The following is a 25,800-nucleotide window of genomic DNA, read 5'->3' as shown; positions in this document are numbered from 1 at the left end:
GGGTGGCTATGTCGCGTGTCTCAAGCGCTGAATTAGATACTGAATCAAACGATGGATGTCAAACTCCGTCTCCCAAAGGATAAATCATGGTCGTCATCCGACTCGCCCGTGGCGGTGCAAAAGCACGCCCGTTTTTCAATATTGTCGTCGCTGACAAGCGTACCCGTCGTGACGGCCGTTTTATCGAACGCCTGGGTTTTTACAACCCGATTGCAACTGCCAATGAAGAGAGCATCCGCATCGCACAAGACCGCTTGACCTACTGGCGCAGCGTTGGTGCTCAGGCCTCTCCCACGGTGGAACGCCTGATCAATCAAGCGGCCAAAAAAGCGGCTTGAAGTTTTATGGCCCCCACGCTTGCCGCTTCGCGTGCTGCGCTGCCCCCCAAGGGGCTGCAGTCGCCTTGGGGCGGCCCGGCGGCGCCTGATTTGTGATGCTGCCTGGCCTTGAAGCCGCCGAATTGCCGGCGGATGCAATCGAAGTTGGGCGCATCGCGGATGCCTGGGGCATCAAAGGCTGGTTCAAAGTCCTGCCTTACAGCGCCGATCCCGAGGCGCTTTTTTCTTCCAAGCACTGGTTTCTATTGCCAGCCGAAAAAGGCGCAAAGACCTTTACCGGCGTCGCCCAACTGGCGATCAAGGAGGCCAAGGTGCATTCAGACACCGTCGTCGCGTCAGCCCACGAGGTGGACGACCGCACGGCCGCCGAAGCCTTGCGTGGCGCGCGTATTTTCGTAGCCCGTTCGAGTTTTCCAAGCGCTGAAAAGGACGAGTATTACTGGGTTGACCTGATTGGACTGGACGTGGTCAACCGCGAGGGTGTGGCACTGGGCACGGTGAGAGAATTGCTCTCAACCGGGGCGCAGACCGTGCTGGTGCTGGCGTATGCGCAAGACGGCAAACCGCAGGAGCGGATGATTCCCTTTGTGTCGGTCTATATCGACGAGGTCGATTTGCCCGGTCGTCGCATACTGGTGGATTGGCAAGCGGACTTCTAAGCGTTCCCCATGCGTTTTGACATCGTCACGCTGTTTCCAGAGCTATTCGCCCCTTTTCTGTCCAGTGGCATCACGCGCCGCGCCTTTGAGTCGGGCCTGGTCGATGTCCAATTGACGAACCCGCGAGATTTTGCGGCCGGCAATTACCGGCGGGTCGATGATCGCCCGTTTGGCGGTGGTCCCGGCATGGTCATGATGGCCGAGCCCCTGACTCAAAGCCTGACAAACATTCAGTCGCAACGAACTGACGTCGCGCCGGTGCTGCTTTTTTCGCCGGCGGGCCAGCCGCTCAACCATGCGATGGTTCAACGTTGGTCTGACAGCCAAGGCGCGATTCTGATTTGTGGCCGCTACGAGGGCCTGGACCAACGCTTTGTCGACGCCTATGTCACCGAGCAGATCAGTCTGGGTGACTTCGTGCTGTCGGGTGGCGAAATTGCGGCCATGGCCCTGCTCGACGCCGTGGCGCGTTTGCAACCCGGTGTCTTGAATGCGTCGGACAGCCACCAACAGGATAGTTTTAACCCCGTCCTGGATGGCCTGCTCGATTGCCCGCACTACACTCGGCCGGAGCAGTGGGCGGGTCGGTCGGTGCCGGAGGTGTTGTTGTCAGGTCACCATGTCCAGATTGAGCGCTGGCGGCGCGAACAGCGGCTGGCGCTGACCTTGCGTCTGCGCCCCGAGTTGATCGACCAGGCGCGTCGCGAAGGGCGTCTGAGTGGCGCCGACGAAGCTTTTCTTGCCACCCCACACTAAGTGCGCCTCGCAGCTCTTGCCAAAGAGGTCAATCGTCCTTAAAGACCGTTCTTGATCTGGCTATAATGGCGGGCTTACCGATCCTCTGGCTGGCCGTTCGACTGCTGCGTGCAGTTGGCTTCTTGTGTCAATCCCGACACTGGCGCATCCAAGATCATTTGAGGACATCATGAATCTGATTGAAACCCTTGAGCAGGAAGAAATTGCTCGTCTCGGAAAAATAATCCCCGTCTTTGCCCCAGGCGACACCGTTGTGGTGAGCGTCAACGTGGTTGAAGGTGCGCGCAAACGTGTGCAGGCCTATGAAGGCGTCGTGATTGCAAAACGTAATCGTGGCCTTAACAGCGCCTTCACGGTGCGCAAAATTTCCAGCGGCGAAGGTGTCGAGCGCACGTTCCAGACCTACAGTCCGCTGATCGCTGCTATCGAAGTCAAGCGTCGTGGCGATGTGCGTCGCGCCAAACTGTATTACTTGCGTGATCGCAGCGGCAAGTCTGCACGTATCAAAGAAAAACTGCCAGCCCGGAAAATCAAGACGGCCGCTGTCTAAAGCGGGTTGTCTTTCAAAGAAGCCGTCCCAGCGGATGTTTGGGGCGGCTTTTTTGTTGTCTTTTTCAGGTGCTGATTTCTCATGACCATCGACTTGCCCAACAGCGCGCTGTCCAGCGTGCCGCAATTTGATCCGCGTCAGATTCCAGTGATCGGCGTGGACACCCATCTGCCGCCAGTGCCACTGGCCGCCTTACAGGCTGCGGCGTTGCAGGCAAGATTTATTTCACCCCCGGTCTGGCAGCCCGAGGTCATCGCGGAGCCCCGCTTTTCGCAGCGCGCACCCAGGCATGCCGCGGTGCTTGTGCCCATCGTGTTGCGCGAGCACCCGACGATCTTGCTCACTGAGCGCACCTTGCATCTGTCCAACCATTCGGGGCAAATTGCTTTTCCCGGCGGCAAGGCAGACGACGACGATGCCGATGCTGCGGCCACCGCCTTGCGCGAAGCCCAGGAAGAAGTCGGACTGGATTCGGCGTATGTGCAGGTGCTGGGTGCGCTGCCGCAGTACGTGACCGGGTCGGCATTCATCATCACGCCGGTGGTGGCGCTGGTGCAGCCCGGCTTCACGCTGACCCCCAATGCCTATGAGGTGGCCGATGTCTTTGAGGTGCCACTGGAATATCTGATGAACCCCGCCCATCATCAACGCCACGCGATGGAGTGGCAGGGCGCCCGGCGCGAATGGTTCTCCATGCCTTATCAGGATCAGTTGCGCCAGCGCTTCATTTGGGGCGCCACGGCGGGCATGCTGCGCAACTTCTATCGTCTGCTGTCGGCCTGATGCCTTGTGCCGTTATGATAAAGCCATGAGTTTTATCTCAGTGCTTTTTGCCCTGCTGCTTGAGCAGGCCCGCCCCTTGAGCAAAGGTAACCCGATCCATGCCGGGCTGCGGGCTTGGGTGCGTTGGAGCACCCGCAATTTTGACGCTGGCAAGCCCTTTCATGGCTGGCTGGCCTGGGGTTTTGCGGTTGGTGGCCCCTCCGTGGCGGCATTGCTTGTCTACTGGTTGCTGATTACGTTCTTGGGCTGGCCGGTGGGGGTGATCTGGAGTGCGGCCGTACTGTATGCCTGTTTGGGCTTTCGGCAGTTCAGCTTCCATTTCACCGAGATTCGCGATGCTTTGGCCGACGGTGATGAAGTCCGCGCTCGCGAGTTGCTGGCCAGTTGGAAACAGATGGATGCCAGCGAGTTGCCGCGCAGCGAGATTGTGCGGCACGTCATTGAGCATTCGGTGCTGTCGGCCCATCGCCACGTGTTCGGTGTGCTGGCCTGGTTTTCGGTGCTGGCGGCATTTGGCTTTGGCCCGACCGGTGCTGTGCTGTACCGGCTAAGTGAATTTGTCGCACGCTACTGGCAACACAAGAGCAAAGCAAATCATCAGCCAGTCAGTGATGCGTTGCAGCAGACCGCAACGATCATGTGGACAGCGATTGACTGGCTGCCGGCCCGCATGACCGCCATCAGCTTTGCGGTAGTGGGCAGTTTTGAAGATGCCATTGATGGCTGGCGCAATTACGAGCCGCGCTTTGCCGGGGACAACGACGGCATCGTCCTGGCGGCCACAGCGGGCGCGGTGAACATCCGCTTGGGTGTCGCCGCCCCGGTGACTTCGGTCGCGGCCCATGGCGCACCCGCGTTGCCGCCAAGAGCGGTTGACCGGCGCCGAGAAGTCAGGCCGGGCCAGACCCCTGAGATGGCACACCTGGTCACCATTGTCGGCCTGGTGTGGCGCGCCGTGGTGATGTGGATGTTTCTGCTGGCCCTGTTGACGCTGGCCCGGCTGTTGGGCTAGTTTTATACAAAATTGGCCTCTAGCCCCCGTTCCTACTGCGTGAGCAGCTATTCAAATTGAAGCAAAATTCTGACCTGAATGCCTCGTTTTACAGCCCGGTCGTGCGTCGCCTCGTGCCCTACGTACCGGGGGAGCAGCCCAAGATCGACGGCTTGGTCAAGCTCAATACCAATGAGAACCCCTACCCGCCGTCACCCCGTGTGCTGGCCGCGATCCAGCTGGCGGCACAGCAGGGTTTGCAGCTCTATCCCGATCCTGAAGCGACGGCATTGCGCCAAACCATCGCAGCCCATCACGGATTGGAGCCACAGCAAGTGTTCCTGGGCAATGGCTCCGATGAGGTGCTGGCCCATGGCTTTTTTGCCTTTTTTCAGCACGGTTGCCCGCTCTTGATGCCCGACATCAGCTACAGCTTTTACCAGGTGTATTGCCGGCTCTACGGCATCCCGGTTGAAACTGTGCCTTTGACCGAATCCCTGTGCCTTGACGTCGCGGCTTACGCCCGTGCCGACGGCACTGCGATTGCGGGCGTCGTCATTGCCAACCCCAATGCCCCCACCGGTGTCGGCCTGGCGCTGCAGCAGGTGGAGCAACTGCTGCGTCTGCACCCGCGGCGCGTGGTGCTGGTCGATGAAGCCTATGTGGACTTCGGCGGCGACAGCGCGATGGGCTTGATTGCTCAGTATCCAAATCTGCTGGTGGTTCACACCTTGTCCAAGTCACGCTCGCTCGCCGGTCTACGCATTGGCTTTGCCTGCGGCCAGGCGCACCTGATCGAGGCGCTGGAGCGTGTCAAGAACAGCTTCAATTCCTATCCGCTGGACCGATTGGCCATTGCCGGCGGGGTGGCGGCCTTTGAGGATCAGGCCTGGTTCGAGCAGACGCGCCGCGCCGTCATGAGCAGCCGCGAAGGGCTGGTGCTGGCGTTGGAAGATTTTGGCCTGCAGGTGCTGCCGTCCCAGGCCAATTTTGTGTTTGCACGGCATCCCACGCAGGATGCGGCGGCGATCGCGGCTGGCCTGCGCGCACGCGGTGTGCTGGTGCGGCATTTTAAACTGCCCCGCATCGAGCAGTACTTGCGGATCAGCGTCGGCACGCCCGCGCAATGCGATGCTTTGGTGCAGGCGCTGGCCTCAGTACTTGCGGCGCTGGCTTAACTCCGCATACAAGTCGCTGTAGATCTTGTAGCGGTTCGCGCTGATGCCGTCAAGGCTACCGTCGGGTTTGACGGCGGCCATCACGCCGCAACCGGGTTCATGCAGGTGGCTGCAGTTGTAGAACTTGCAGTTGGCCACATGGGGTTTGAAGTCCGGCATATAAGCGGCCAATTGCGCCGGGTCGATGTGGTTCAAGCCAAACTCCTGGAAGCCCGGTGAATCAATCAAAGCCGTGGTCTTGTCCGCGTCGACCCAGTACCAAGTGGTGCTGGTGGTGGTGTGTTTGCCCGAGTTCAGGGCCTGCGAAATCTCGCCCGTCTGCGCCAGTGCGCCCGGTGCCAGCAGGTTGATCAAGGTGCTTTTGCCCGCGCCCGACGGTCCCAGCACCAGCGTTGTTTTACCGTGCAGCAGCTTGAACAGTTCCGCGTGATCGACATCACCCGATTGTTTGAGCGACAGCGGCAGCACACCGTAATGCATGCGCCGATACGGCCGCAGCCACGCCCAGGCGCGCGCGAAGGGCTCGACCAGATCACTTTTGTTGAGGGCAATGATGGGCGTGATGTGCTCCGCCTCCGCCGCGATCAGGGCACGCGAGATCTGACTGCTGGAGAACTCGGGCTCTGCCGCGATCAGGATCAGGATCTGGTCCAGATTGGCCGCAAATGACTTGGTGCGAATTTCATCCTGACGGTAAAAGACATTGCGGCGTTCTTCGATCTTTTCAATCGTGCCTTCGTCCTGCGAGGCCTGCCACAGGACGCGATCACCCACCAGCCCCTGGCTTTTCTTGCCGCGCGAATGGCAAATCAGTCGCTTTCCTTCCGGCGTCTCCACCAGAAAGTGGCGACCATAGTTGGCGACGATCAGGCCGCGGTCGAGGGTGGCCCGTTCCATCAAGCGTGTCCTTGGTGCGTGGCCGTCATGCCAACAACGCGTCAACCCGCGCCGCGCAGTCAAAATCGGCCATCGAGAGACCGCCCACGTCATGGGTGCTGAAGCGCACCACGCAGTGCTTGAAATGCACCGACAAGTCGGGGTGGTGATCTTGCCTGTGTGCGATGAAGGCCAGCGCATTCACGAAGGCAATGGTCTCGTGGTAATTCGCAAAGGTGAAGGTCTTTTCAATGGCCACTGCGGCACCATCGCCAGTCAGCCGCCAGCCTTCCAGTTTGGCCAGATTTGCTACTATTTGTGTAGCATTAAACGCATTTCTGACGGGGGCTAGAGCCTCATTTGTCTTATGAATAGTGTTCATGGCGTCATTCGGTCGCTGTGTTCAGCTTGTCATCCGCGCCAGACGCTCCGACGCCGGTGGATGCGAGTAGTGGAACTTCACATACAGCGGATCCGGTGTCAGCGTCGAGGCGTTGTCCTCATACAGCTTGAGCAGAGCCGTGGCGAGGTCCGGGCCACTGGTTTGAGCCACGGCATAGGAATCGGCCTCAAACTCATGCTGGCGCGAGAAATGGGCCAAGACAGGCGCGATGAAGAAGCTGAACACTGGCAACGCCAGCATGAACAACAACAGCGCCAGTGCGTCATTGGGCGCACCCAGGTTGGGCTGCACCCCCAGCCCGGCATAAAACCAGGCCTGCGTTGCCAGCCAGCCCAGCAGGGCAAAGCCCACCAGGCTAAGGGCAAACATGGACACGATGCGCTTGAGGATGTGTTTGTGCTTGAAGTGACCGAGCTCGTGTGCCAGCACGGCGTCCACTTCACTGGCGGATAGTTTGGCCAACAAGGTGTCATAAAACACCACCCGCTTGGAGGCGCCAAAGCCGGTGAAGTAGGCATTGGCGTGGGCGCTGCGTTTGGAGCCATCCATCACGAACAAGCCCTTGGCAGCAAAGCCGCAACGTTTCATCAGCGCCGTCACGCGGGCCTTCAGGGCCTCATCCTCCAGCGGCGCAAACTTGTTGAACAGCGGCGCAATGAAGCTCGGGTAGATCAAAAGCAGGAGCAAATTGAAACCCATCCACACGCCCCAGGCCCACAGCCACCACCAACTGCCCGTCGCACCCATCATCCATAAAATCAATGCGGCAATCGGCAGGCCCACGACGGCACCGATCAGACTTGATTTGAGTAAATCCAGCAGCCAGAGCTTGGGCGTCATCTTGTTGAAGCCGAAGCGCTCCTCGATCACGAAGGTCTGGTACAGTGTCACCGGCAAATCGATCAGGCCGCTGATCAGCACAAACGCCGCGAGCAGCGCAATTTGCTGCCCCATGCCGCCGCCCAGCCAACCGAGCAGTGCTTGGTTGAGGCTTGTCAGCCCACCCAGCAAGGTCCACCCCAAAAGAACAGCAGCGCCGAGCGTCAGCTCCAGCAGCCCAAAACGTGCTTTCGTGATGGTGTAGTCGGCTGCCTTCTGGTGCGCTGCCAGCGTGATGGTCTGGGCGAAGGCCGGCGGCACTTGTCCGCGGTGTTGTGCCACATGCCGGATCTGCCGCGAGCTGAGCCAGAAGTTCAGCACCAGACCGGCGAGCAACGCCAGCGCAAAGACAAGGGTGAACACCAATGAAGGGGAAAGAGAGGGAAACGGATCAGCCATGGCGAGCGAGTTTATGTCATCGGCGACAATTCCCACGATGGATTCCACCAACACCCCTGTGGCGAGCGCAACGCTGGCCAAATCCGACCAAAACTTGGTGTGGCTTGATTGCGAGATGACGGGCCTGGATCCGGAGATTGAACGGATCATTGAGATCGCTGTCATCGTCACCGGCCCCAACCTTGAATGCCGAATCGAGGGCCCGGTGCTGGTGATCCACCAGAGCGATGAGTTGCTTGGCAAGATGGACAAGTGGAACACCGGCACGCATGGCAAGACTGGTCTGACAGACAAGGTCAAGGCATCGACCTTGCTGGAGGCGCAAGCGGAGGCGCAGTTGATCGAATTCCTGAGCCATTACGTGCCCAAGAAGACCTCGCCCATGTGCGGCAACAGCATCGGGCAGGACCGGCGTTTTTTGGCGAAGTACATGCCCAAGCTGGAGGCCTACTTCCACTACCGCAACCTGGACGTGAGCACGCTCAAAGAGTTGTCCAAACGTTGGCGCCCCGATGTGTACAAATCGTTCAAGAAGAAACAGCGACACACCGCCTTGGCCGACGTGCACGAGTCGATTGACGAACTGGAGCACTACCGCAAGCACTTCATCAGGATGTCCGATTAGGTAGAAACCCGAATCCGTGCCATAATCTACGGCTGCACTGCAAACTGCCGTGCATATTTGTACATCTCCCTTCATTCACAGGCCCACAGCGAATTCGCATTTGCGTTTTCCACAAAAGGGCCCCAGCGCTGATTGAACTCCTAGTGAGTCAGAGCAGGTTTCGTTTGATGGTTGATGTTTTTTAACCATTGACGGAGCAGTCGCAAACCTTGCGACGCTCGCGTGTGAGTAAATTCATGACTGACGCTATTCAAGCGACAGGCGAAGTATCGCTTGTCGAAAATTTTTCCAATGACACCGCCGAAGTGACGCAAGACGTGGCGCAAGCCGCGACAGTGAGTCACCTCCCCGAGGCGCCTACCGCCGTTGAGGTCGTGGCCGAAGTCCCCAACGGCTTTGTCACCCTGGGCCTGGCGCCCGAGTTGATTCAGGCCGTGAAGGACCTGGGCTTCACCCAGCCCACCACTGTGCAGCTCAAGACCATTCCGCTGGCCATGCAAGGCCACAGCGCCAACGATGCTGCAGCCCGCTTCATTGACCTGATGGTGTCAAGCCAGACCGGCAGTGGCAAGACCGCGGCTTTTCTGTTGCCCGTGCTGCACACCCTGCTGACCCAACAAGCACAGGCCGAGGCGAAAGAACGTAGCGATTTCGAACGCGCTGTGGCTGATGCGGCGGCCAAAGGCGAGGCGCCCCCGAAGCGCGCCAAGCGCAAAGACCCGACTAACCCGCGCCATTTCGCTCCGGCCGCACCTGGCGCCCTGATCGTTTGCCCGACGCGCGAACTGGCCCAGCAAGTGGCACACGACGCGATTGATTTGGTACAGCATTGCCGTGGTTTGCGCGTTGCCAACATTGTGGGTGGCATGCCTTACCAGTTGCAAATTGCCAAGCTGCAAAATGCCAACCTCGTGGTCGCCACGCCGGGACGTTTGCTCGATCTGCAGCGCTCCATGCAAATCAAGCTTGATCAAGTGCAGTTTCTGGTGGTGGACGAAGCCGACCGCATGCTGGACCTGGGTTTCTCCGATGACCTGGCTGAAATCAACCAGCTGACCATCGAGCGCAAGCAGACCATGATGTTCAGCGCCACGTTCGCACCGCGCATCCAGCAACTGGCGTCACGTGTCATGCGCGAACCCCAGCGCCTGCAAATCGATTCGCCGCAAGAAAAACATGCCAACATCAGCCAAAAGCTGTTCTGGGCTGACAACGCCCAGCACAAGCGCAAGTTGCTCGACCACTGGCTGCGCGACACCACCATCAACCAGGCGCTGGTATTTGCCAGTACCCAGATCGAATGCGACGGCTTGGCCAACGATCTGCAGCAAGAGGGCTTCTCCGCTGTCGCCTTGCATGGTGCGTTGAGCCAGGGCCTGCGCAACCGCCGCTTGATGGCCTTGCGCCAAGGTCAAGTGCAAATTCTGGTGGCAACCGATGTCGCCGCGCGCGGCATCGACGTACCTACAGTCACGCACGTGTTCAACTTCGGTTTGCCCATGAAGGCAGAAGATTACACGCACCGCATTGGACGCACCGGCCGCGCCGGGCGTGACGGTATTGCCGTGACCTTTGCCGAGTTCCGCGATCGTCGCAAGATCATGGACATCGAGCACTACACCCACCAGCAGTTCAAGGGTGAAACCATTCCCGGCATGGAGCCGCAACAGCGTTTCCCTGACTCGCGTCCCACTTCCAATTTTGGTGGTCGTGACAGCCGCAATGGTGGCGGAGACTACCAGTCCCGTGAGCGCGGTTTTGGCGGTGGTGCCCGAGCCGGCAGTTTCGGCGCCAATCGTGGTGGCTTTGCCGACAGAAACGCGGGCGCTCCCCGTGATTCAGGCAACAACGGCTACCAAAATGCCAGCAATAACGGTTTCGGTCAGCGCGACACCCGCAGTGGCGGCGCGCCCGAAGGTTTCAACTACGAACGCAAAGGCGGTTTCAACGACCGTTTTGCCGGCGCCCGCAACGACGGTCCCGCGCCGCGCGGCGACTTTGGTGCCCGCAAGCCAGCGTTTGGCAAGCCGATGGGCGTGAAGCCTGGGAATGGTGGCAAGGTATTTGTGCCGCGCGACGCTAAAAAACGCCCCGCACGTAGCGCTTGAGCTAACGGCTGGGCACCTCTTCAGAAGCCGGCCCCCCGGCACTGAAAGGATATCCCTTCCATGGACCTCGCTGTCGTGACGACAGCGAGGTTTTTTTTGCCCAAATTTAGGTAGCCCCACCGATACAAAGCTAAGGGTAAACCCTTATACTGCACAGCCATAACTGTAGAGAGGACTTACCATGTCCAAATTCATCCGGCTTATCAAAGCTCTTGCGCTCAGTGCCAAGTCCCAAAAGGACCTCGACAACGCGTATCTTTCAGAATCAACCGACGTCTATGATCTTGAGCGGCGAATGCGCGAAGTCGACCTTCGAGGTCGCAGTTCCGCCCGTGCTCTGAGTTTTGGTCCCAACCCATTGTGAGGGACTCCACCATGAGCTATCCCCAAACTGTGGCCAATACAGCGGCATCGCTCGGGAAAACGTCTAGCCTCATGCTTGGCATCCCGTTTGACATTGCCCGTGAGCAATACGCCAAGGCCGTGCAAGCCGGAATCATCGAAAGGTCGATGCTCAAATGGGCGAAATTTGAACGGGAACTCAGTGCCATGGAAAAACTGACCCTGGGACCTTGGGCTCGGCGCGTTTGATTTTTTGATGGTTTTGGGTCACCTTTGCGGATCGCTCCAAATCAAGCGCCGCTGCCACTGTCAGCCGACTGACGCCAAGTGACGACCGCGATCATGGCCGCCAGCGCCTGAACCAATGCAATGGTGAGCACCGAGCCACCCCAACCCCAACCTTCGTAGGCCATCCCTGCCACCACCGTGCCTACCGCCCCGCCCGCGTAGTAGCTCATGTAGTAAAGGCCAGTGGCCAGGGAGCGTCCTTCGCGGACGTTTTGCGCAATCGCGCTGATGGTGGCAGACTGGCAAATGAATACGCCTGTTGAACACACCGCCAGGCCGACAATGACCGCGGTCAAGGATGGCCATAAGGTCATGAGCAACCCCGCAGCCGATATGGCCAAGGCCCCCAGCAGTGATCGCAGGAAGCCGAGCCGGACAATATAACGTCCTGCCAGTGGGGTCACCAAGACGCCGACGAGATAGACGCCGAAAACATTGGCCAAGCCAGCCGACGATAAATTGAACGGGGCAGACGCCAGGTGCAGATTGACATAGGTGAACGTGCCGACTAGCGAGAACAGCACGCAGAAACCGACAGCACAGGCCGCCATCAGTCGTTGGTGATGCAGGTGACGCCACAGCGTCCTGAACCCCCCACTGATGTTTCGGTTTGCAACAAAGCTGCGTGACGGTGGCAGCAGCCACACCACCAGCAAAGCCCCAAGAAGATTGAGTATGGCCAAAGTGACGAAGGCACCGCGCCAGCCGAGCAAGTGACCGGCATGACCGGTGATGAAACGCCCGCAAAAGCCCCCCATGACCGTGCCACCCACATAGGTGGCGGTCATGCGGGCGACCCCGCCAGAATGGAACTCCTCGGAAATGTAGGCAATCAGGACCACCACGATGCCAGGAACGGCGAGCCCCTGCACGAAGCGCAGGGCAATCAGCGCATTGAGGCTGTCGGCCAAAGGTATCAGGGCCGTCGGCACCGTCAGGGCGAATAAGGAGGCGCAAATGATCACTTTGCGTCCGTAGGCATCGGAGAGCATCCCCATGAAGGGAGACACCAGCGCCACCGCCAGGATGGTTGCCCCCACCGTCAAGCCGGCTTGCACCGGTGAGGCCTGAAAATCGCTCATCACCATGGGCAATACCGCCTGCATGGAGTAGACATTCAGAAAGGCAAAAAAGCCAATCAACCAGACAATCGGCTGGGACGCCTGTTTGCCATTCTGAAGCAGCAAGGGCGGCAATTTTCTGGCAAACATGGCTAAAAGACCGGCCCTCACCAAGAACCTATGCCGTTGCCCGCATACGGTCTCAGATGCCTCAACTGGCCAAAGCCGCTGTCATGTCGTTAATACGCACCATGACCTCGGGCGTTAACTTGGGTATGACATTCACAGCGCCGAGGTTGTCGTGCAGCTGCGAGATTTTGGATGCCCCCGTGATGACAGTGCTGACCCTGGGGTTGTGTGCCGCCCAGGCAATTGCCATCTGACTCAGGCTGCAACTCAAGTCCGCCGCAATGGCCGTCAGTTGCGCCACTGCAGAATTTTTTGCGGTATCGGTCAGCCCCTCAACAAGAAAACCCATTCCCTTGACGGCCCCGCGGCTGCCTTCGGGAATGCCATCCCGGTACTTGCCGGTGAGCAAACCGCTGGCCAGGGGGCTCCAAGTCGTCAGACCCAGACCAATGTCTTCGTATAGCCGGACATATTCCTGCTCGACCCGTCGGCGGTGAAACAGGTTGTACTGGGGTTGCTCCATCACGGGTTTGTGCAGATGATGACGTTCAGCAATGTCCCAGGCGGCACGAATTTCGTCGGCCGACCATTCACTGGTACCCCAATACAAAGCCTTGCCGCGGCTGATCATGTCGCTCATGGCCCAGACCGTCTCCTCAATCGGCGTGAGGGGGTCGGGTCGGTGGCAATACACCAGATCAATGAAATCGAGCCCCATGCGCTTGAGCGAGCCATCGATCGCCTGCGTCAAGTACTTGCGGTTGAGGGTGTGCTTTCGGTTCGCAGATTGGCCCTCACGGTCCAGCCCCCAAAAGAACTTGGTGGAAACGATGAAATTCAGGCGCGGCCATTTCAACGCCTTGATGGCTTCGCCCATAACGACTTCGCTCTCGCCGCCCGCATAGACTTCGGCATTGTCAAAGAAGTTGACGCCAGCATCGAACGCAGCGGCCATCATCTCGCGGGCCGCTGGCACATCGACCTGATTGTGGTAGGTCACCCAGGAACCCAACGAGAGTTCGCTGACCTGTAGGCCGCTGCGGCCAAGACGTCGGTATTGCATAAAGTTGCCTCTTCTGATGTGAACGATTGCTGGAAGGCTAACAGACCCAGTCCATTCGTGCTGTCTCCAGCAAATTGCGGCTGGCAATTTCTCGCAGTGACCGGCGCGCGGTGTTTGACTTTGCGGCTCAATCCGCCGCAATTCACTGCAGGGTGGTCAATTGCTCGCCCATCGGGTACGCCAGAATGAGTTGGCTCAAACCTTGCGCCCATAGCGAATAGCCAAGTGGCCCTGGATGAAAGCCATCGGCTGCCAAGCCAGGGGCAGCCGCTCCAAGCAAGGGTGAGTGCAGGACCCGCCTGGCCTGTCCAGAAAGAGATGTGGCCAAATGCCAATTCATCTCAAGCGCCCAGCGACCCATGAACCACCGCAACGGCTGCGGCAAGGCCGTGAAACCGTGCATGGGCGGCAAAGCACTGTGAATCAGCAGGCCGGGCTCAAATCGGTGTTCAACACTCCTGGCCAGACGGCTTTGCCATTGCAGCCATTCGGACGGTGAACGCAGGCCGGTCACGTCATTGACGCCGATGGACAGCACCACAACATCAAAATGCTCAACCGGTGTTGCCTCAAGCAGTCTGAGCAACCCGGGCGAATCCAGACCATTGACAGCCATCAGGCACCACTGGACGGTGCGGTGTTGGCTCAGCCGACTCACCAGTTGCCCGCTCAATGCTTCGTGCTGCGAGGGCGCACCGACGCCCGCAGCAGCCGAATCTCCGGCAATCAGAACCCGAAGCAACGGACCCTGCCCGGCAGTGCCCTGCCGCGCGCCCGGTGGCTCCGGCAGACGTGGTGTCACCCGACGTACGTGTTTTCCTTGTAGCCAAAGGAGGGGACCCAGCAGGGTCAGCCACAAGTAACGCTCCCAATCGCGCATCAGGCAGGCACTACCCTTCGCCCCGACATTTTTTCAAGACTGTCGTGACGACGCATGACAGCCTGAGCGCTGTTAAGTCCACGCCGATGCCATGGGCTCGCGCACCGGGACCGAACTGGTTGACGATTGCGTATCGCTGCCGTGTCGCTCAAGTCGATTTTCCCGCCAGATTCAGCCCAACGACGCCCAGCACAATCAGACCAATTGAGGCCAGTTTCAGCGGTGGAAGCTGTTCTGAAAACAAGAAATAACCGACCAGCGCCATCAGCGCCGTTCCTGCGCCTGACCAAATTGCATAGACGACGCTGACCTCCATGCGCTTCAATGTGAGCGACAGCAGATAGAACGAAGCAGCGTAGCCGACGACTGTCAGACTCGCTGGCAGAGGTCGCGTGAAGCCATCGGAGGCTTTCAGCGCCGACGTGGCGATCAGCTCGAAAAAGATGGCAGAACCAAGTAGCAATGCGTTGTGCATTGGGTTACCCCCGAATGAGCCCGCTGGCCTGTTACTTGACCGCCGCTTTTGCTTTTTTCCGCGCTGCCGCCTTGGGGTCTACGGCGGCCTTGAACTTTGAGCCTGCCGTGAACTTTGGCACGGTGCCTGCAGGAATTTTGAGCGTGGCGCCGGTGCTCGGGTTCTTGCCCGTGCGTGCTGCGCGCTTGACTGACTTGAAAGTGCCAAAACCGACGAGGGTGACCGAGTCCCCTTTTTTGACGGCAACCTGGATGGTGTCAATCAGCGTGTCCAAAATTCGGCCAGTGGCTGTTTTGGTCAGGTCGGGATGCTTGGCAATAATTTTTTCGATGAGTTGAGTGCGGTTCATTTTTGATGGCTGGTTGTGGTTGATGAGGTGCCCATGGTACCGGGCGAATGGGGGCGGCCACCGCTGGTGCTGTTGTGGCCGCTGGAAAAAAATCAGGGCCAAGCCATATGCCACATGCTCGACACCAAACGGTGTGTCAGCCACCACACCCCCGATTGCAGTCTCAGGCTCTCAATTCGGCTTTATGTGCGAAATCGGCATCTAGCCCCCGTCCTATAAGCGCAAGCAGCTATTTAAATCATATCAATGCGGGGAACTTCTCGAGCGCAACAACCCAGACGATGCCAATGGATCGGCGCCGATGTTTGCTTGTACTGTGGCATCAAGCCATCAGCGGTGGCAATGCCCGTGAACGGCGCGCGGCATTGCCGCTTGATCGACGCACGACCTCTGAATGGCTAGTGCCCCACATCGACAGAAGTGCAGTCCTGATTGACCTCATCAATTCTGCCGCGCGGTTGGCGCGAGGGTAAGAAAGATTTGGCAATAAAAAACCCTAAGTAAATCAATTACTTAGGGTTATATTTTGGCGGAAGCGGTGAGATTCGAACTCACGAAACCTTGCGGTTTGCCGGTTTTCAAGACCGGTGCAATCGACCACTCTGCCACGCTTCCAAGCCGCGTATTCTAGCTGGCTTGCTGCCTACCACTAACGGCCAGGATGGGCGTCAGTTGCCTGACGCTTCAACGGGAGGGCGCTCATGACGCTGCGGCGCCAAGGGCTCAAAGCGCGGGCGCTGCGATTTCTTTCAATGAGGCTCGTCCGGTCGGTGCCAAAATCACTGCATGCAAACGCCTCCTTCCCCGCCCAGTGTGCCGCCCGGCCAAGCTGCTGCTCAAGTCCGCAACCCTCTGCATGGGCTCACCTTGGAGGCCATCGTCACCGCGCTAGTCGCGCACTACGGTTGGGCGGGACTGGCCGTGCGCATCCCGGTGCGGTGTTTCGCCAGTGATCCCAGTATCGCGTCAAGCCTGAAATTTTTGAGAAAAACGCCGTGGGCGCGTGACAAGGTGGAAGGGCTTTATCTCTTCATGTTGCGCGAAACACGCCGTGCCGGTGGAGCTCGCCCGCCAGCATAATCCCGAGGGCTGCGGCTGAACATGGATTGGAAGACCTTGCCCTTGACACCGTATCGGCTGCAGGTGTGCGCCAGATTTCTTGGAGTTTCATGATGAAAACAACGCCCGTGAAAAGCCTTCGCCATTTCTCCCGCATCCCGTTTGCCGCTGAGGTGTCGCTGCAACTGCATGACCGCACGATCAACGTGCATCTGGTCGACATCGCGCTCAAGGGCGCCCTAGTACAGACCGCGACGGTGCAGCCGCTGGTACTCCAGGAAAAATGCCGCCTGGTGCTGCCGTTGACGGATGGCGGTGAGGCGATCGAGATGGCTGGAAAAATTGTGCATCTGGAAGATCGGCGCGTCGGCATTGAATGCCAGGACATTGAGGTCCTCAGCATGACCCGGCTGCGTCGACTCCTGGAGCTGAACGCGGGGGATGCGGACAGCGTGAACCGGGAGCTCGCCTTCTTGTTTGCCAAGCCTTAGCCGGCGCGGCCTGCCAAGGCGATGTGTCGCGCCGTGCACTGGCGCGTGAATCTGGTCTATTTATGCCTATAGCCCCCGTAGAATAAGCGTGTACAGCTATTCAAATGATAGTAAATCAGGCGAAGCGACGGCCACTGTCTGCTCGCCCCATTGGCTTGCCAATTGCAGCAGACAACCGTCGCTTGCGCCTCGGCCTGGCAAAATCTTGCAGCGCCCAGTCGCCTCGGCATGCAGGGCGTTGGTCTTGTGCCGTAACTCGCTTTGCTGGACGGCTCCATGCACGACCTGATGGAAGGCCAGCAGCATGCCCAGGATGATCAGACTTCCCAGAATGGTCGACCAGACCGGTGTCTGCAGTCCGGCGGGCAGGCGATGCCACCATTGCTGTGGCGTGTGTGTACGCACCACGAGGTCGCCGACCCCGCCATCCGGCGAGGTGAAACTTGTGCGAAGGTGGTTCATGGAAGGACTCCTGATTCGGCTGCGCGGGGTGCGGACCGGTTGGGGGCCAATGTATGGGGGCCCCGCGGCAACGTCTGTGCGGTAGGTAACGTTGTGCCGGAACCATGTCCATTTTCCATTTTGCTGTTGAATGGGCGCGGCGGGCGGTGACGAGTGGGTGTGCAGTGCGGTTTCATGTCCAATAGGGGCATGGACAAACCCAACGACACCGAACAGCGCCTGATGGCGCTTGAGATCAAGGCTGCTTTCACCGAGGACTTGCTGGATCAGCTGGACCAGGTCATCGTGCGCCAACAGGAACAGATTGACCTGCTGATGCGTGAGCTGGCGCAACTGCGTGAGCAGCCCCGCGATGAGGGCGTGGTGGGGTCGCGCTCGCCGCACGATGATTTGCCGCCCCACTACTGATTCGCTTGGCCTCAATCGGGTGCCATGGGGCTAGCCGCTTTGGTGGCCGCGCCGCCGGTGCGCAGCGTCAAACCGCCGGCCTGGCGCCTTGGTTCACCGAGCGCCGGCCGATTGCTGTTGGTGGCAAGACGCGTGCGCAAGACAGTCACGTTCTCACTCAAGCTTGGCGCGTCAGCAATTTTGTCGAAATAGCGATCCAGCACCCGATAGGCGGTTTCGATCAAATTGGCATCGAGGGTGGCATTGCCGTGAAACAGCGGGAGTTCATCGGCGGATCAATTGCAGCGCCAACTCATGGGATAGATTGGGATGAGATACCTTGGTGTAGGGTGGCTTGGGCCAAATCCAATCCCTTTGCGGGAACAAGGCGCGCATGGCATTGATGTCGCAGTGGTAAGGCGGCCCCTGAATCAAGCCCTCTTCGGTGGCCGCGGGTCGAATCATTTGCATGAACAGTATCCAGAGGCTGCCCTGCGGTTCCAGCCATTGGTGCAATTGCCGTGCGTAGTCGACCCAGTGCTCGGGATGAATCGCGCACAGGCAGGTTTGCTCGTAGATGGCGGCAAATTTCTTATCCGGCTGGTAGCTCAATACGTCGGCTTGAAGAACTTGCGCCTTCAGGTCTCGGGCCTCACAAAGCGCGCGTGTCCCCGCTACCGCCGCAGCGGTGTAGTCGAGGCCGACGACGTCAAAGCCGCGCTGGGCCAGTTCCGCCACTTCCCAGCCGCTGCCGCAGCCCGGCACAGCGATGCGACAGGGTTGCAGGGCGCCGCTGGCCAGCCAGGCGAGTAACTGAGGGCTTGGAATGCCTCGGTCCCAACCGGTCTCTTTTTTTTCAAATCGCTCTTGCCAAAATTCAGTCGTTGGGCCAGCCATATCAAGTACCCCGTGTCAGGTCAAACACCGTGCCACCAGCGGCGCCAGTGCCGCTGCATTGTGCCAGCAGCACTGCGTCGGCCTTCAGGGCGTTCGGCGGCGCGCGGGCGCGGGCTTTGCCTGGACCCGCTTGGGCGGCGCCCGGTCAGTGCGCGCCCTTGACGTGCGCAGCAGGATCTGGAATTCGTGCTGGAACTGGTCGGAGATGGTCTGTGGATCGGGCACCAGTCGCGCATCACCGATCACAGACAAAGTGGCAAATCCGTGGTAGCTCAGGATGGTGATGGTCATGCCGAGCTCGTGGCCTGGATGCGGCGCCCAGGAGATCATGCGGTCGATCGGAACACCGGCCAGGTACAGCACTTCACGCGGGCCCACGACATTGCTCATGACGAGGCTGGCCTTGCGGCCGAACAACACGTTGGAGAAGTCTTCCAAGGCCTTGGGCGCACGGCCCAGAATCTCCATCAGCATGAGTGTCGCAACGGGCTCCGGTGAGCGCTTGAGCGCGTCCATGCGCGCCCGCGTGATCGCTAGGCGTTGCACCGGGCCGGCGCTGGTCACCGCCAGATCGAGGATCACCAGGCCGAACTCATTGCCGAGCTGGCCCAGGCGCTCAGGAGGGCGCAGATCCACGGGAACCATGGCGCGCAGGGAGGTGTGGTTCACGTCGACGCCGCGCCCCTTCAGGTAGCTGCGCAGCGCGCCGGTCATGGCGGCGACCAATACGTCATTGACCTTGGCGCCATAGCGTGCACCAATGGCCTTGATGTCCTCAATGGGGACCGGCCTTGACCAGGCCACCTGCTTGTGCGGTCCAAACTCCCCTTTGAAGGGGGATTGCGGATCGTTTGTTTTCAGTAGCTCGCTCACCAGCATGCCGGCACCACCCAGCACGGTGGTCGCCGTGTCGAGCGCTTGCCGGGGATGCATGACGACATCCACCGTGTCACCGGCCATTGCCATCGCACTGCGGACGGTGCGCTCGATGGCTTTGAGCGCGGGTGCCAGTAGCCCATCGCCCGCGGGGTGGCCAGCAGGCGTGGCGTCAGCCGGCGCGTCAGTCCGGATCGGCGTTCCGGGCCCGGTGTCAAAGAGCTTGCCGATCACCGTCATCATCCCGGTGCCGTCCGCGATGCAGTGGTGCACGCGCATGATCAGCGCGCTGCCGTCTTCCACGCCATCCACCACATACACCTGCCACAGGGGCTGGCTGTGGTCCAGCGGCGTGCTGGCAATATCGCTGACCAGCGTGCGCAAGGCGCTTTGGTCGTTGGGCTCGGCCAGCGCGATGTGGTGCAGATGCTGGTCGATGTCGAAGTTCGGCATGTTCTGCCAGTGCGGCGTTGCGAACGGCAGGCCGACCTCTACTACCCGTTGGCGAAAGCGCTCAAAGCCCATCAGTCGCTCGCGGTAGACGGCGGGCACGCGGTTGAAGTCGAGCGCTTGCCGCGTGATCAGAAGACCGTTCATGATGGCCAGATTCGCCGGGCCGTCCATGTGAAACCAGGCCGCGTCGCCGGGGCTCATCGGGTAGGTTGTCATCGCTTGCCTCTCATCCCCGCCTTGAATTCGCCGCAGCGGGGCGGGTCCGCACGCGGCTCGTTGAGGCGCTCATGGTAGAGACGAGTCCAGCCTTGGTATTGATCGCTATCAAGCGTCGTCGTCGTCGTGGCCCTTGAGAAATGTCAATCCGGCAGGGCGCCCGAGCCATAGAGTGCAGTTGGCTTGCGGTGCCAGCATGAATGGAGGAAATATGGCGATCACTGTTGACGGTCAAGAGCGAAGAATTGCGCTCGCTTTGTCGGGCGGCGGGTTTCGCGCCGCTGCATTTCATCTGGGGGTGATGCGAAAGCTGCAGAGCCTTGGGTTGTTGTCCCGCGTTGACCTGCTGTCCTGCGTGAGCGGCGGCAGCATTGCGGGTGCCTTTGTGGCGCTGAACTGGCAGCGTGCCACGGTCCTTGACGAGCTCGAAAACTACCTGGCCACCCGTTCCATCGCGGTGAGTTCCGTCATTGGCGGCATTCTCGATCCGTTCGAGAGTCGCCTGGATAAGTTGGCGAAAACCTATGACCGTGATCTGTTCAAGGGGGCCAGTCTGAGCGCCCTGCGGTCTGGTCCCCGCCTCTATCTCAACGCCACCAACCTGTCGACCGGCAACATGTTTTTCTTTGTCGCCGGTGGGGCCGGTCCCGAAGAAATGGGGGAGCATGAACTGGGCGTGGTCGGGGCGGCGAACTTCAGCCTGGCACGCGCCGTTGCTGCGTCATCGGCGTTTCCACCCGTGTTTCCCCCGCTGAGGATTGATGCCCCGGAATATGAACCGGCCGCGCAAGTTGACTATGTCACGCTGGCGGACGGCGGGGTTTATGACAACATGGGTGTGAACCCGACGCTGCGTCCGCGCAACGCGATCGACTACCTGATCGTCAGCGATGGTGGCAAACCGTTTGCCAATGATGCGCAACCCACCGAGTCCGGCGGCATGGTTTTGAAGGCGGCGCTCGACATCATGATGGAGCAAATCCGTGGGCTTGAATTCGACCGGATGCAGCATCGCCACCAGGCCGGGGTCGGGCCCAAACCCATGTGGTTTTCGATCGACAGCACCAATGGGCAAGCGCAAGACGGCGATGCACAATTTGCCAGTTCTATTAAGACGAACCTCACGTCATTGAATGCAGCCCAAAGAGCGGTGCTGGTCCGTCATGGCGGGGCATTGGTCGAATCGCGCATCAGGGTCTACGCGCCTGAACTGTTGGCGTAGCACGTCAGGAGCACATTGACCCATGATGCCCTTGCCCAGCGCCGAGTACCGTGAAAGCCCGCCGGAGCAACTGGCGAACCGGCCCCCATTTCGGCGCTTGCGAGGCTATGCTTTTGATCCCAGTTTGTCGATGCGGCTGGAGACGGCGGCCATCAATCACACCGTGTTCGAGATTCCGTGGGAAGGCAACCTCAAACCGGGGCCCCGTGGCGAGTATGTGGAGGTGGTTGACTATGACCCGGCCAGCGCGTGCTGGTATGAACCGGTTGACCTGAATGCGACCAACCTGCTGGCGCAGGACGGGCTGGCACCGTCTGAAGGCAATCCGCAATTTCACCAGCAGATGGCGTATGCCGTGGCCATGAACACCATCACCCACTTTGAACACGCGCTGGGGCGCCAGGTGTTGTGGTCGCCCCGCGTGGACCCCCGGGCTGAAGCCGGACTGCAGGAGAGCTTTGTGCGAACACTGCGCATCTACCCGCATGCGATGCGCGCGGCCAATGCCTACTACAGCCCACAGAAAAAGGCACTGCTGTTTGGCTACTTCCAGGGCTTGACCGGCACCGTGTTCAGCTGCCTGTCGCAAGACATCGTGGCGCATGAAACCACGCACGCCCTGCTGGACGGAATGCACCGCCGCTATGTCGAAGACAACCACCCTGACACGCTGGCCTTTCATGAGGCCTTTGCCGACCTGGTTGCGCTTTTTCAACACTTCACTTTTCCCGAGGTACTGCGACACCAGATCGCGCGTACCCGCGGCGATCTGGAAACACAGTCGCTGCTGGGTGAACTCGCGCAGCAGTTCGGGGAAGCCACTGGCCGCTATGGGGCGCTGCGCAATGCCATTGGTGAAGTGGGCGCAGACGGCGTGTGGCGGCTGGTTGAACCCAACCCGCTGCGTCTGCGTGACGCCAAGGAACCGCATGAACGCGGCGCCATTCTGGTGGCTGCCATGTTCTCGGCGTTCCTGGCGATCTACAAGGTGCGCACCAAACGCATCATTGCCCTGGCCAGCGCCGGCTCCGGCGTATTGCCGCAGGGTGCCCTGCATCCGTACCTCGTGGATGCCCTGGCGCAGGAGGCTACCAAAACGGCGCAACATTACTTGGGCATCTGCATCCGTGCGCTGGACTATTGCCCACCGTTCGACATCAGCTACGGTGACTATCTGCGGGCTCTGATCACGGCCGACTACGACATGGTCGCCAACGACAAACACGGCTACCGGGTGGCGCTGATCGAGTCGTTTCGCCGCTGGGGCATCATCCCGCAAGGCTTGAAAACGCTGTCAGAAGAGCAACTGCGCTGGCCTTACGCCCGACTTGAGTATGAGGATTCGGACGCCGACGGCACCCAGTGGAATGCGCTGGCATTGCTGGCGATTGAGCTGAAGGATTTGATCAGCAAGTCGCTCTACCTGCAGGACCGGGAAGAAGTATTCAACACCTTGCGCGAGGCGAGAATCGCGGCCCATGAATTCCTTCGCAGCGTGTTCGAAGACCACGCCACGCTGCAGCGTGAGAACTTCATGAAAGTGACGGGGCTGAACATGAACCTGGACGCCGGCATGTCCGGCCTGAGTTACCGCGCCTCCGGCTTGCCATCGTTTGAGGTTCATTCCGTGCTGCCGACGCTGCGCGTGACACCGGATGGACTGATCATGAAGCAGTTGATCATTTCAATGACGCAGCGCCTGCGCGCCATGCCGATCGATCCGGACGATGCGGCCAAGGGCAGCTTTGATTTTCGCGGCGGCAGCACGCTGATTTTCGATATGGAAGGTGAATCGCCCACCTTGCGCTACGCGATCACGCGTCCCATCAACGATGCCGCCAGGCTGGAGGCGATTCAGGCCTACAAGCAAATTCGGATTGAACGGGGCCTGTCGCTCCGGGAGACCTACTTTGGCGACAGCGCGACTTTGCAGGCAAATGAGCCTTTTTGCATGCTGCACAGCGACTACTGAGAGGCGGCCATGGTGAGCACGACAAGCCCAACACGCAAGCCCAGCACGCCAGGCGCGACCAGAACCCGCGCTGGCCCGGCTACGAAGAGCGTTGCTCCACCAACCCAGCGGGCTGCACCCCGGCTCAGGATCCGCATGTATGCGCACGGCCTGGGCGATTGTCTGCTGCTGCGGTTTGCCAAGGCCGACGGCGGCTTGTTCAATGTGCTGATTGATTGCGGCATCATCACTATGGCCACCGGTGCCCGGCAGACGATGAAACGGGTGGCCGAGGATATTGCGCAGGCCTGTGAGGGCCGGCTTGACGTTGTGGTGATGACGCACGAACACTGGGACCATGCGTCGGGCTTTTCCGCGCAGCAGGCGCAGAAGATTTTCGACGCCATCGACATCGGGGAAGTCTGGTATGGCTGGACCGAAGACCCGCAAAACCAGCTGGGCCAGCGTCTGCGCCAAGAGCGCGCCGAGAAGGTCCAGGCGCTCGCGATGGCCACGCTGGCGCTGCAACGCTCGCCCAACCTGGCCGCCCAGGAGCGATCCAAAGGGCTGGCTGCCATGCTCGGCTTTTTTGGCATCGACCCGGCCGCGGCTGAGCCGGGCGCTGGCCAACCCATTCAGCGCACACGGGCCGCCTTTGAGTACCTGCAGAAGCGGCGCGGCGTCAAGACCCGCTACCTGTATCCAGAGCAGGCCCCGATGTCCCTGCCTGGCGTGGCGCAGGGGCGGGTGTTTGTGCTGGGGCCACCGCAGGACGAATCCCTGATCAAGAAAAGCACACCCAGCAAGAAGGCCCGCGAGGTCTATGAACTGGCCGCCGAGGCTGGGCTGGTGACCAGCCTGGGTGCAGCCTTCCGCCGGATGGCGCTCGGCGAAGAGGCGCATGCGCCTTTGGACGACTGCCCGTTTGATTCAGGTTTTCAGCAGAGCAGCAAAAAGTCGCGCGTCTCACCGGGACTGGAAGACCTGATCGTCGCCACCTGGGATGCGCCGGGCGAGGAATGGCGAATGATCGAAGAACACTGGACGCAGGCGGCTGAAACCCTCGCGCTGAACCTGGACGCCCACACCAACAATACCTGTGTCGTGCTAGCGTTTGAGTTTGAGGACACCGGCGAGGTGTTTTTGTTCCCGGCCGACGCACAGGTGGGCAACTGGTTGTCCTGGCAAGACCGCAAATGGCGGGTCAGGTCAGCGGCCGGTTCGGTCGATGTGACCGGGCCCGAGTTGCTGTCGCGCACGGTGTTCTACAAGGTGGGTCACCATGGCAGCCACAATGCGACCCTCAGTGCGGCCGGTCTGGAGCAGATGAACAGCGAGGCGCTGATGGCCTTCATCCCGGTCTTCAAAGCGCAGGCGCGCATGAACCGGTGGATGAACATGCCGTTCAATCCGCTAGTCAACAAGCTCATGGAGAAGACCGCGGGGCGCTTGGTGCAATCGGACGAAAAACTGCCGACGGCGCAACAGCTGTCAGGCTTGTCGCCTGGCGCCAGGAAGAAGTTCCTGTCATCCATTCAACGCGATCCGGGCGGCCTGTACTTTGAATGCAGCTTCGGCTGAGCAGTTCGCATGAGCAGCCGCCGAAGTTGACCCAGCGGATCGCACAGCGCCGGCCCGCCTGCTCAGTTGTGACTGCGGATCACACTGCCGATCAGTGGCAACGCCACCACTGCCTGTATATTGGCACCATGAAACCAAACCATCCCCACCACCGCTCCGACCTCGTCCGCATTGCCACCCGCGCCATGGCCGAGCGGGGGCTGGAGCCCGAATTTCCAGTGCGTGTCGAACGCGAGCTGGTGGCGATCACCGGACCCGGCAGCGAGGTCGGTCTTGATATCCATGACCTGACGGCTCTGCTGTGGTGCTCCATTGACAACGACGATTCGCTCGATCTGGATCAGCTCACGGTTTGCGAGTCGCTGGATCAGGGCGTGGTGAGGCTGTGGGTGGCCATTGCCGACGTGGACGCGCTGGTCAAAAAGGGCAGTGCCATTGATGAGCATGCGCTCACCAACACGACTTCGGTGTACACGTCGGCCCGCATTTTCCCGATGCTGCCCGAGCGTCTGTCCACCGACCTGACCTCGCTCAACTTTGCCGAGGATCGGTTGGCGCTGGTGACCGAGATGGTCTTCAACGCCGACGCCTCGCTGGCGGGCGCTACGGTGTACCGCGCCCGGGTGCGCAACAAGGCGAAGCTGGACTATGACGCCGTCAGCGCCTGGATTGACGGTGATGGCGCGCTGCCAGCTGCAGCGGCGGCCGTGCCCGGCATGGAGACGCAACTGCGTACGCAGGATGCACTGGCCCAGCGTTTGCGCGTGCGCCGGCGTCTGGAGGGCTCGCTGGAGTTGGAGACCTTTCAGCCGCGCGCCGTGTTTGAGGGTGAACAGGTTGTCGATATTCGTCAGCAGGTGCAAAACCGCGCGCGTCAACTGATTGAGGAAGTGATGATCGCCACCAATGGCTGCACCGCACGCTATCTGGCGGGGCGGGGCGGCGCCTCATTGCGGCGGGTGGTGCGCTCGCCCGAGCGCTGGCTGCGCATTGTGGCGGTGGCCCAGGAGTATGGCGACACCCTGCCTGCCGAGCCCGATTCGAAGGCGTTGGAAGCCTTTCTGGCCAAACGT

At 60.2% G+C, this 25,800-nt stretch carries 30 protein-coding genes and 1 tRNA gene; 18 read left to right on the top strand and 13 right to left on the bottom strand.

Annotated elements, in window-relative coordinates; genetic code table 11:
* Nucleotides 1-86: 86 nt before the first annotated feature.
* The 7 genes from rpsP to hisC all read left to right on the top strand — a co-directional run bounded on the left by rpsP (nt 87) and on the right by hisC (nt 5,255).
* Nucleotides 87-338, top strand: a complete 252-nt coding sequence (gene rpsP / locus GZ093_RS01745; RefSeq protein WP_296481229.1) for a 30S ribosomal protein S16 — start codon at nt 87-89, stop codon at nt 336-338.
* 95 nt (nt 339-433) lie between these two features.
* On the top strand, nt 434-997 hold the full coding sequence (gene rimM, locus GZ093_RS01740; protein ID WP_296481226.1) for a ribosome maturation factor RimM: 564 nt from the start codon (nt 434-436) through the stop codon (nt 995-997).
* A gap of 9 nt (nt 998-1,006) precedes the next feature.
* A complete protein-coding gene (trmD, locus tag GZ093_RS01735; RefSeq protein ID WP_296481224.1) occupies nt 1,007-1,753 on the top strand; it encodes a tRNA (guanosine(37)-N1)-methyltransferase TrmD in 747 nt (248 codons plus the stop codon).
* A 169-nt stretch (nt 1,754-1,922) separates the two neighbouring features.
* Nucleotides 1,923-2,303, top strand: a complete 381-nt coding sequence (gene rplS / locus GZ093_RS01730; RefSeq protein ID WP_296481221.1) for a 50S ribosomal protein L19 — start codon at nt 1,923-1,925, stop codon at nt 2,301-2,303.
* An 81-nt stretch (nt 2,304-2,384) separates the two neighbouring features.
* On the top strand, nt 2,385-3,086 hold the full coding sequence (locus GZ093_RS01725) for a CoA pyrophosphatase (RefSeq protein ID WP_296481218.1): 702 nt from the start codon (nt 2,385-2,387) through the stop codon (nt 3,084-3,086).
* A 25-nt stretch (nt 3,087-3,111) separates the two neighbouring features.
* The gene (locus GZ093_RS01720; protein ID WP_296481214.1) at nt 3,112-4,098 is read left to right on the top strand and encodes a CobD/CbiB family protein; all 987 of its coding nucleotides are present in this window, start codon (nt 3,112-3,114) and stop codon (nt 4,096-4,098) included.
* Nucleotides 4,099-4,154: 56 nt separating this feature from the next.
* A complete protein-coding gene (gene hisC / locus GZ093_RS01715) occupies nt 4,155-5,255 on the top strand; it encodes a histidinol-phosphate transaminase (protein WP_296481212.1) in 1,101 nt (366 codons plus the stop codon).
* Here hisC and rsgA read toward each other — a convergent pair.
* Genes rsgA through GZ093_RS01700 form a run of 3 tightly spaced genes read right to left on the bottom strand, consistent with a single transcriptional unit; the run spans nt 5,232 to nt 7,812 of the window.
* Entirely contained in the window at nt 5,232-6,152 is a 921-nt protein-coding gene (gene rsgA, locus GZ093_RS01710; RefSeq protein WP_296481210.1) for a ribosome small subunit-dependent GTPase A, read from the bottom strand. The two genes, hisC and rsgA, sit on opposite strands and share 24 nt — an antisense overlap.
* Nucleotides 6,153-6,177: 25 nt before the next feature.
* Nucleotides 6,178-6,513 (bottom strand): 4a-hydroxytetrahydrobiopterin dehydratase, encoded by a 336-nt coding sequence (locus GZ093_RS01705; protein WP_296481207.1) that lies wholly within the window; start codon nt 6,511-6,513, stop codon nt 6,178-6,180.
* 21 nt (nt 6,514-6,534) lie between these two features.
* Nucleotides 6,535-7,812, bottom strand: coding sequence for a M48 family metallopeptidase (locus tag GZ093_RS01700; protein ID WP_296481571.1), 1,278 nt, complete (start codon nt 7,810-7,812; stop codon nt 6,535-6,537).
* Nucleotides 7,813-7,849: 37 nt separating this feature from the next.
* Here GZ093_RS01700 and orn point away from each other — a divergent pair, with 37 nt between their 5' ends.
* From orn to GZ093_RS01680, 4 genes are all read left to right on the top strand, one after another.
* A complete protein-coding gene (gene orn / locus GZ093_RS01695; RefSeq protein ID WP_296481204.1) occupies nt 7,850-8,437 on the top strand; it encodes an oligoribonuclease in 588 nt (195 codons plus the stop codon).
* A 236-nt stretch (nt 8,438-8,673) separates the two neighbouring features.
* Nucleotides 8,674-10,545 (top strand): DEAD/DEAH box helicase, encoded by a 1,872-nt coding sequence (locus GZ093_RS01690; protein WP_296481201.1) that lies wholly within the window; start codon nt 8,674-8,676, stop codon nt 10,543-10,545.
* Nucleotides 10,546-10,726: 181 nt separating this feature from the next.
* A complete protein-coding gene (locus tag GZ093_RS01685) occupies nt 10,727-10,909 on the top strand; it encodes a DUF3563 family protein (protein WP_296481198.1) in 183 nt (60 codons plus the stop codon).
* Nucleotides 10,910-10,920: 11 nt separating this feature from the next.
* Nucleotides 10,921-11,136: a hypothetical protein gene (locus tag GZ093_RS01680; protein ID WP_296481195.1), complete on the top strand. Its 216-nt coding sequence runs from the start codon at nt 10,921-10,923 to the stop codon at nt 11,134-11,136.
* Nucleotides 11,137-11,177: 41 nt separating this feature from the next.
* Here GZ093_RS01680 and GZ093_RS01675 read toward each other — a convergent pair whose 3' ends face one another.
* The 6 genes from GZ093_RS01675 to GZ093_RS01650 all read right to left on the bottom strand — a co-directional run bounded on the left by GZ093_RS01675 (nt 11,178) and on the right by GZ093_RS01650 (nt 15,747).
* A complete protein-coding gene (locus tag GZ093_RS01675) occupies nt 11,178-12,386 on the bottom strand; it encodes an MFS transporter (protein ID WP_296481192.1) in 1,209 nt (402 codons plus the stop codon).
* Between the two features lie 61 nt (nt 12,387-12,447).
* A complete protein-coding gene (locus GZ093_RS01670; RefSeq protein ID WP_296481190.1) occupies nt 12,448-13,428 on the bottom strand; it encodes an aldo/keto reductase in 981 nt (326 codons plus the stop codon).
* A 142-nt stretch (nt 13,429-13,570) separates the two neighbouring features.
* Nucleotides 13,571-14,230: an SGNH/GDSL hydrolase family protein gene (locus GZ093_RS01665; protein WP_296481187.1), complete on the bottom strand. Its 660-nt coding sequence runs from the start codon at nt 14,228-14,230 to the stop codon at nt 13,571-13,573.
* A 226-nt stretch (nt 14,231-14,456) separates the two neighbouring features.
* On the bottom strand, nt 14,457-14,783 hold the full coding sequence (locus GZ093_RS01660; RefSeq protein WP_296481184.1) for a multidrug efflux SMR transporter: 327 nt from the start codon (nt 14,781-14,783) through the stop codon (nt 14,457-14,459).
* Between the two features lie 31 nt (nt 14,784-14,814).
* On the bottom strand, nt 14,815-15,132 hold the full coding sequence (locus GZ093_RS01655; RefSeq protein WP_296481182.1) for an HU family DNA-binding protein: 318 nt from the start codon (nt 15,130-15,132) through the stop codon (nt 14,815-14,817).
* A gap of 527 nt (nt 15,133-15,659) precedes the next feature.
* Nucleotides 15,660-15,747 (bottom strand) — tRNA-Ser (locus GZ093_RS01650).
* 171 nt (nt 15,748-15,918) lie between these two features.
* On the opposite strand from GZ093_RS01650, the gene GZ093_RS01645 reads away from it, so the two are divergent.
* Together GZ093_RS01645 and GZ093_RS01640 are read left to right on the top strand one after the other, a co-directional pair.
* Nucleotides 15,919-16,212, top strand: coding sequence for a VF530 family protein (locus GZ093_RS01645; RefSeq protein ID WP_296481178.1), 294 nt, complete (start codon nt 15,919-15,921; stop codon nt 16,210-16,212).
* Nucleotides 16,213-16,304: 92 nt separating this feature from the next.
* Nucleotides 16,305-16,682: a PilZ domain-containing protein gene (locus tag GZ093_RS01640; RefSeq protein ID WP_296481175.1), complete on the top strand. Its 378-nt coding sequence runs from the start codon at nt 16,305-16,307 to the stop codon at nt 16,680-16,682.
* A gap of 96 nt (nt 16,683-16,778) precedes the next feature.
* Here the strand turns inward: GZ093_RS01640 and GZ093_RS01635 are convergent, their stop codons facing one another.
* Nucleotides 16,779-17,144, bottom strand: coding sequence for a hypothetical protein (locus GZ093_RS01635; RefSeq protein WP_296481172.1), 366 nt, complete (start codon nt 17,142-17,144; stop codon nt 16,779-16,781).
* Between the two features lie 189 nt (nt 17,145-17,333).
* Here GZ093_RS01635 and GZ093_RS01630 point away from each other — a divergent pair, with 189 nt between their 5' ends.
* Nucleotides 17,334-17,552, top strand: a complete 219-nt coding sequence (locus GZ093_RS01630; RefSeq protein ID WP_296481169.1) for a SlyX family protein — start codon at nt 17,334-17,336, stop codon at nt 17,550-17,552.
* 11 nt (nt 17,553-17,563) lie between these two features.
* On the opposite strand, the gene GZ093_RS01625 is transcribed toward GZ093_RS01630, so the two are convergent.
* From GZ093_RS01625 to GZ093_RS01615, 3 genes are all read right to left on the bottom strand, one after another.
* The gene (locus tag GZ093_RS01625) at nt 17,564-17,776 is read right to left on the bottom strand and encodes a hypothetical protein (protein WP_296481166.1); all 213 of its coding nucleotides are present in this window, start codon (nt 17,774-17,776) and stop codon (nt 17,564-17,566) included.
* Between the two features lie 40 nt (nt 17,777-17,816).
* Nucleotides 17,817-18,428, bottom strand: coding sequence for a methyltransferase domain-containing protein (locus tag GZ093_RS01620; RefSeq protein WP_296481164.1), 612 nt, complete (start codon nt 18,426-18,428; stop codon nt 17,817-17,819).
* Between the two features lie 84 nt (nt 18,429-18,512).
* Complete coding sequence (locus GZ093_RS01615; protein ID WP_296481162.1) at nt 18,513-19,973, bottom strand: wax ester/triacylglycerol synthase family O-acyltransferase; 1,461 nt, start codon at nt 19,971-19,973, stop codon at nt 18,513-18,515.
* 211 nt (nt 19,974-20,184) lie between these two features.
* Here GZ093_RS01615 and GZ093_RS01610 point away from each other — a divergent pair, with 211 nt between their 5' ends.
* From GZ093_RS01610 to GZ093_RS01595, 4 genes are all read left to right on the top strand, one after another.
* Nucleotides 20,185-21,195, top strand: a complete 1,011-nt coding sequence (locus GZ093_RS01610) for a patatin-like phospholipase family protein (protein ID WP_296481160.1) — start codon at nt 20,185-20,187, stop codon at nt 21,193-21,195.
* A gap of 22 nt (nt 21,196-21,217) precedes the next feature.
* On the top strand, nt 21,218-23,167 hold the full coding sequence (locus GZ093_RS01605) for a hypothetical protein (protein WP_296481157.1): 1,950 nt from the start codon (nt 21,218-21,220) through the stop codon (nt 23,165-23,167).
* A gap of 9 nt (nt 23,168-23,176) precedes the next feature.
* Entirely contained in the window at nt 23,177-24,727 is a 1,551-nt protein-coding gene (locus tag GZ093_RS01600) for a hypothetical protein (protein WP_296481154.1), read from the top strand.
* Between the two features lie 128 nt (nt 24,728-24,855).
* The coding region (locus GZ093_RS01595) for a ribonuclease catalytic domain-containing protein (protein WP_296481151.1) at nt 24,856-25,800 on the top strand (945 nt) is incomplete at its 3' end.

Origin of the sequence: Rhodoferax sp. (genome assembly GCF_010365055.1) — a bacterium.
Classification (GTDB): domain Bacteria; phylum Pseudomonadota; class Gammaproteobacteria; order Burkholderiales; family Burkholderiaceae_C; genus Rhodoferax.
This window is presented reverse-complemented; position numbering and strand designations above follow the sequence as displayed.

Bases quoted from the DNA above. Each gene is read 5' to 3' on its own strand.
- trmD (WP_296481224.1), top strand. From the start codon at position 1,007: ATGCGTTTTGACATCGTCACGCTGTTTCCAGAGCTATTCGCCCCTTTT.
- orn (WP_296481204.1), top strand. From the start codon at position 7,850: ATGGATTCCACCAACACCCCTGTGGCGAGCGCAACGCTGGCCAAATCC.
- GZ093_RS01720 (WP_296481214.1), top strand. From the start codon at position 3,112: ATGAGTTTTATCTCAGTGCTTTTTGCCCTGCTGCTTGAGCAGGCCCGC.
- GZ093_RS01600 (WP_296481154.1), top strand. From the start codon at position 23,177: ATGGTGAGCACGACAAGCCCAACACGCAAGCCCAGCACGCCAGGCGCG.
- GZ093_RS01655 (WP_296481182.1), bottom strand. From the start codon at position 15,132: ATGAACCGCACTCAACTCATCGAAAAAATTATTGCCAAGCATCCCGAC.
- GZ093_RS01635 (WP_296481172.1), bottom strand. From the start codon at position 17,144: ATGAACCACCTTCGCACAAGTTTCACCTCGCCGGATGGCGGGGTCGGC.
- rimM (WP_296481226.1), top strand. From the start codon at position 434: ATGCTGCCTGGCCTTGAAGCCGCCGAATTGCCGGCGGATGCAATCGAA.
- GZ093_RS01680 (WP_296481195.1), top strand. From the start codon at position 10,921: ATGAGCTATCCCCAAACTGTGGCCAATACAGCGGCATCGCTCGGGAAA.
- GZ093_RS01725 (WP_296481218.1), top strand. From the start codon at position 2,385: ATGACCATCGACTTGCCCAACAGCGCGCTGTCCAGCGTGCCGCAATTT.
- GZ093_RS01685 (WP_296481198.1), top strand. From the start codon at position 10,727: ATGTCCAAATTCATCCGGCTTATCAAAGCTCTTGCGCTCAGTGCCAAG.
- GZ093_RS01700 (WP_296481571.1), bottom strand. From the start codon at position 7,812: ATGGCTGATCCGTTTCCCTCTCTTTCCCCTTCATTGGTGTTCACCCTT.
- GZ093_RS01675 (WP_296481192.1), bottom strand. From the start codon at position 12,386: ATGTTTGCCAGAAAATTGCCGCCCTTGCTGCTTCAGAATGGCAAACAG.
- GZ093_RS01605 (WP_296481157.1), top strand. From the start codon at position 21,218: ATGATGCCCTTGCCCAGCGCCGAGTACCGTGAAAGCCCGCCGGAGCAA.
- GZ093_RS01690 (WP_296481201.1), top strand. From the start codon at position 8,674: ATGACTGACGCTATTCAAGCGACAGGCGAAGTATCGCTTGTCGAAAAT.
- GZ093_RS01645 (WP_296481178.1), top strand. From the start codon at position 15,919: ATGCAAACGCCTCCTTCCCCGCCCAGTGTGCCGCCCGGCCAAGCTGCT.
- GZ093_RS01640 (WP_296481175.1), top strand. From the start codon at position 16,305: ATGAAAACAACGCCCGTGAAAAGCCTTCGCCATTTCTCCCGCATCCCG.
- rplS (WP_296481221.1), top strand. From the start codon at position 1,923: ATGAATCTGATTGAAACCCTTGAGCAGGAAGAAATTGCTCGTCTCGGA.
- GZ093_RS01610 (WP_296481160.1), top strand. From the start codon at position 20,185: ATGGCGATCACTGTTGACGGTCAAGAGCGAAGAATTGCGCTCGCTTTG.
- rpsP (WP_296481229.1), top strand. From the start codon at position 87: ATGGTCGTCATCCGACTCGCCCGTGGCGGTGCAAAAGCACGCCCGTTT.
- GZ093_RS01615 (WP_296481162.1), bottom strand. From the start codon at position 19,973: ATGACAACCTACCCGATGAGCCCCGGCGACGCGGCCTGGTTTCACATG.
- GZ093_RS01670 (WP_296481190.1), bottom strand. From the start codon at position 13,428: ATGCAATACCGACGTCTTGGCCGCAGCGGCCTACAGGTCAGCGAACTC.
- rsgA (WP_296481210.1), bottom strand. From the start codon at position 6,152: ATGGAACGGGCCACCCTCGACCGCGGCCTGATCGTCGCCAACTATGGT.
- GZ093_RS01620 (WP_296481164.1), bottom strand. From the start codon at position 18,428: ATGGCTGGCCCAACGACTGAATTTTGGCAAGAGCGATTTGAAAAAAAA.
- GZ093_RS01705 (WP_296481207.1), bottom strand. From the start codon at position 6,513: ATGAACACTATTCATAAGACAAATGAGGCTCTAGCCCCCGTCAGAAAT.
- GZ093_RS01660 (WP_296481184.1), bottom strand. From the start codon at position 14,783: ATGCACAACGCATTGCTACTTGGTTCTGCCATCTTTTTCGAGCTGATC.
- GZ093_RS01630 (WP_296481169.1), top strand. From the start codon at position 17,334: ATGGACAAACCCAACGACACCGAACAGCGCCTGATGGCGCTTGAGATC.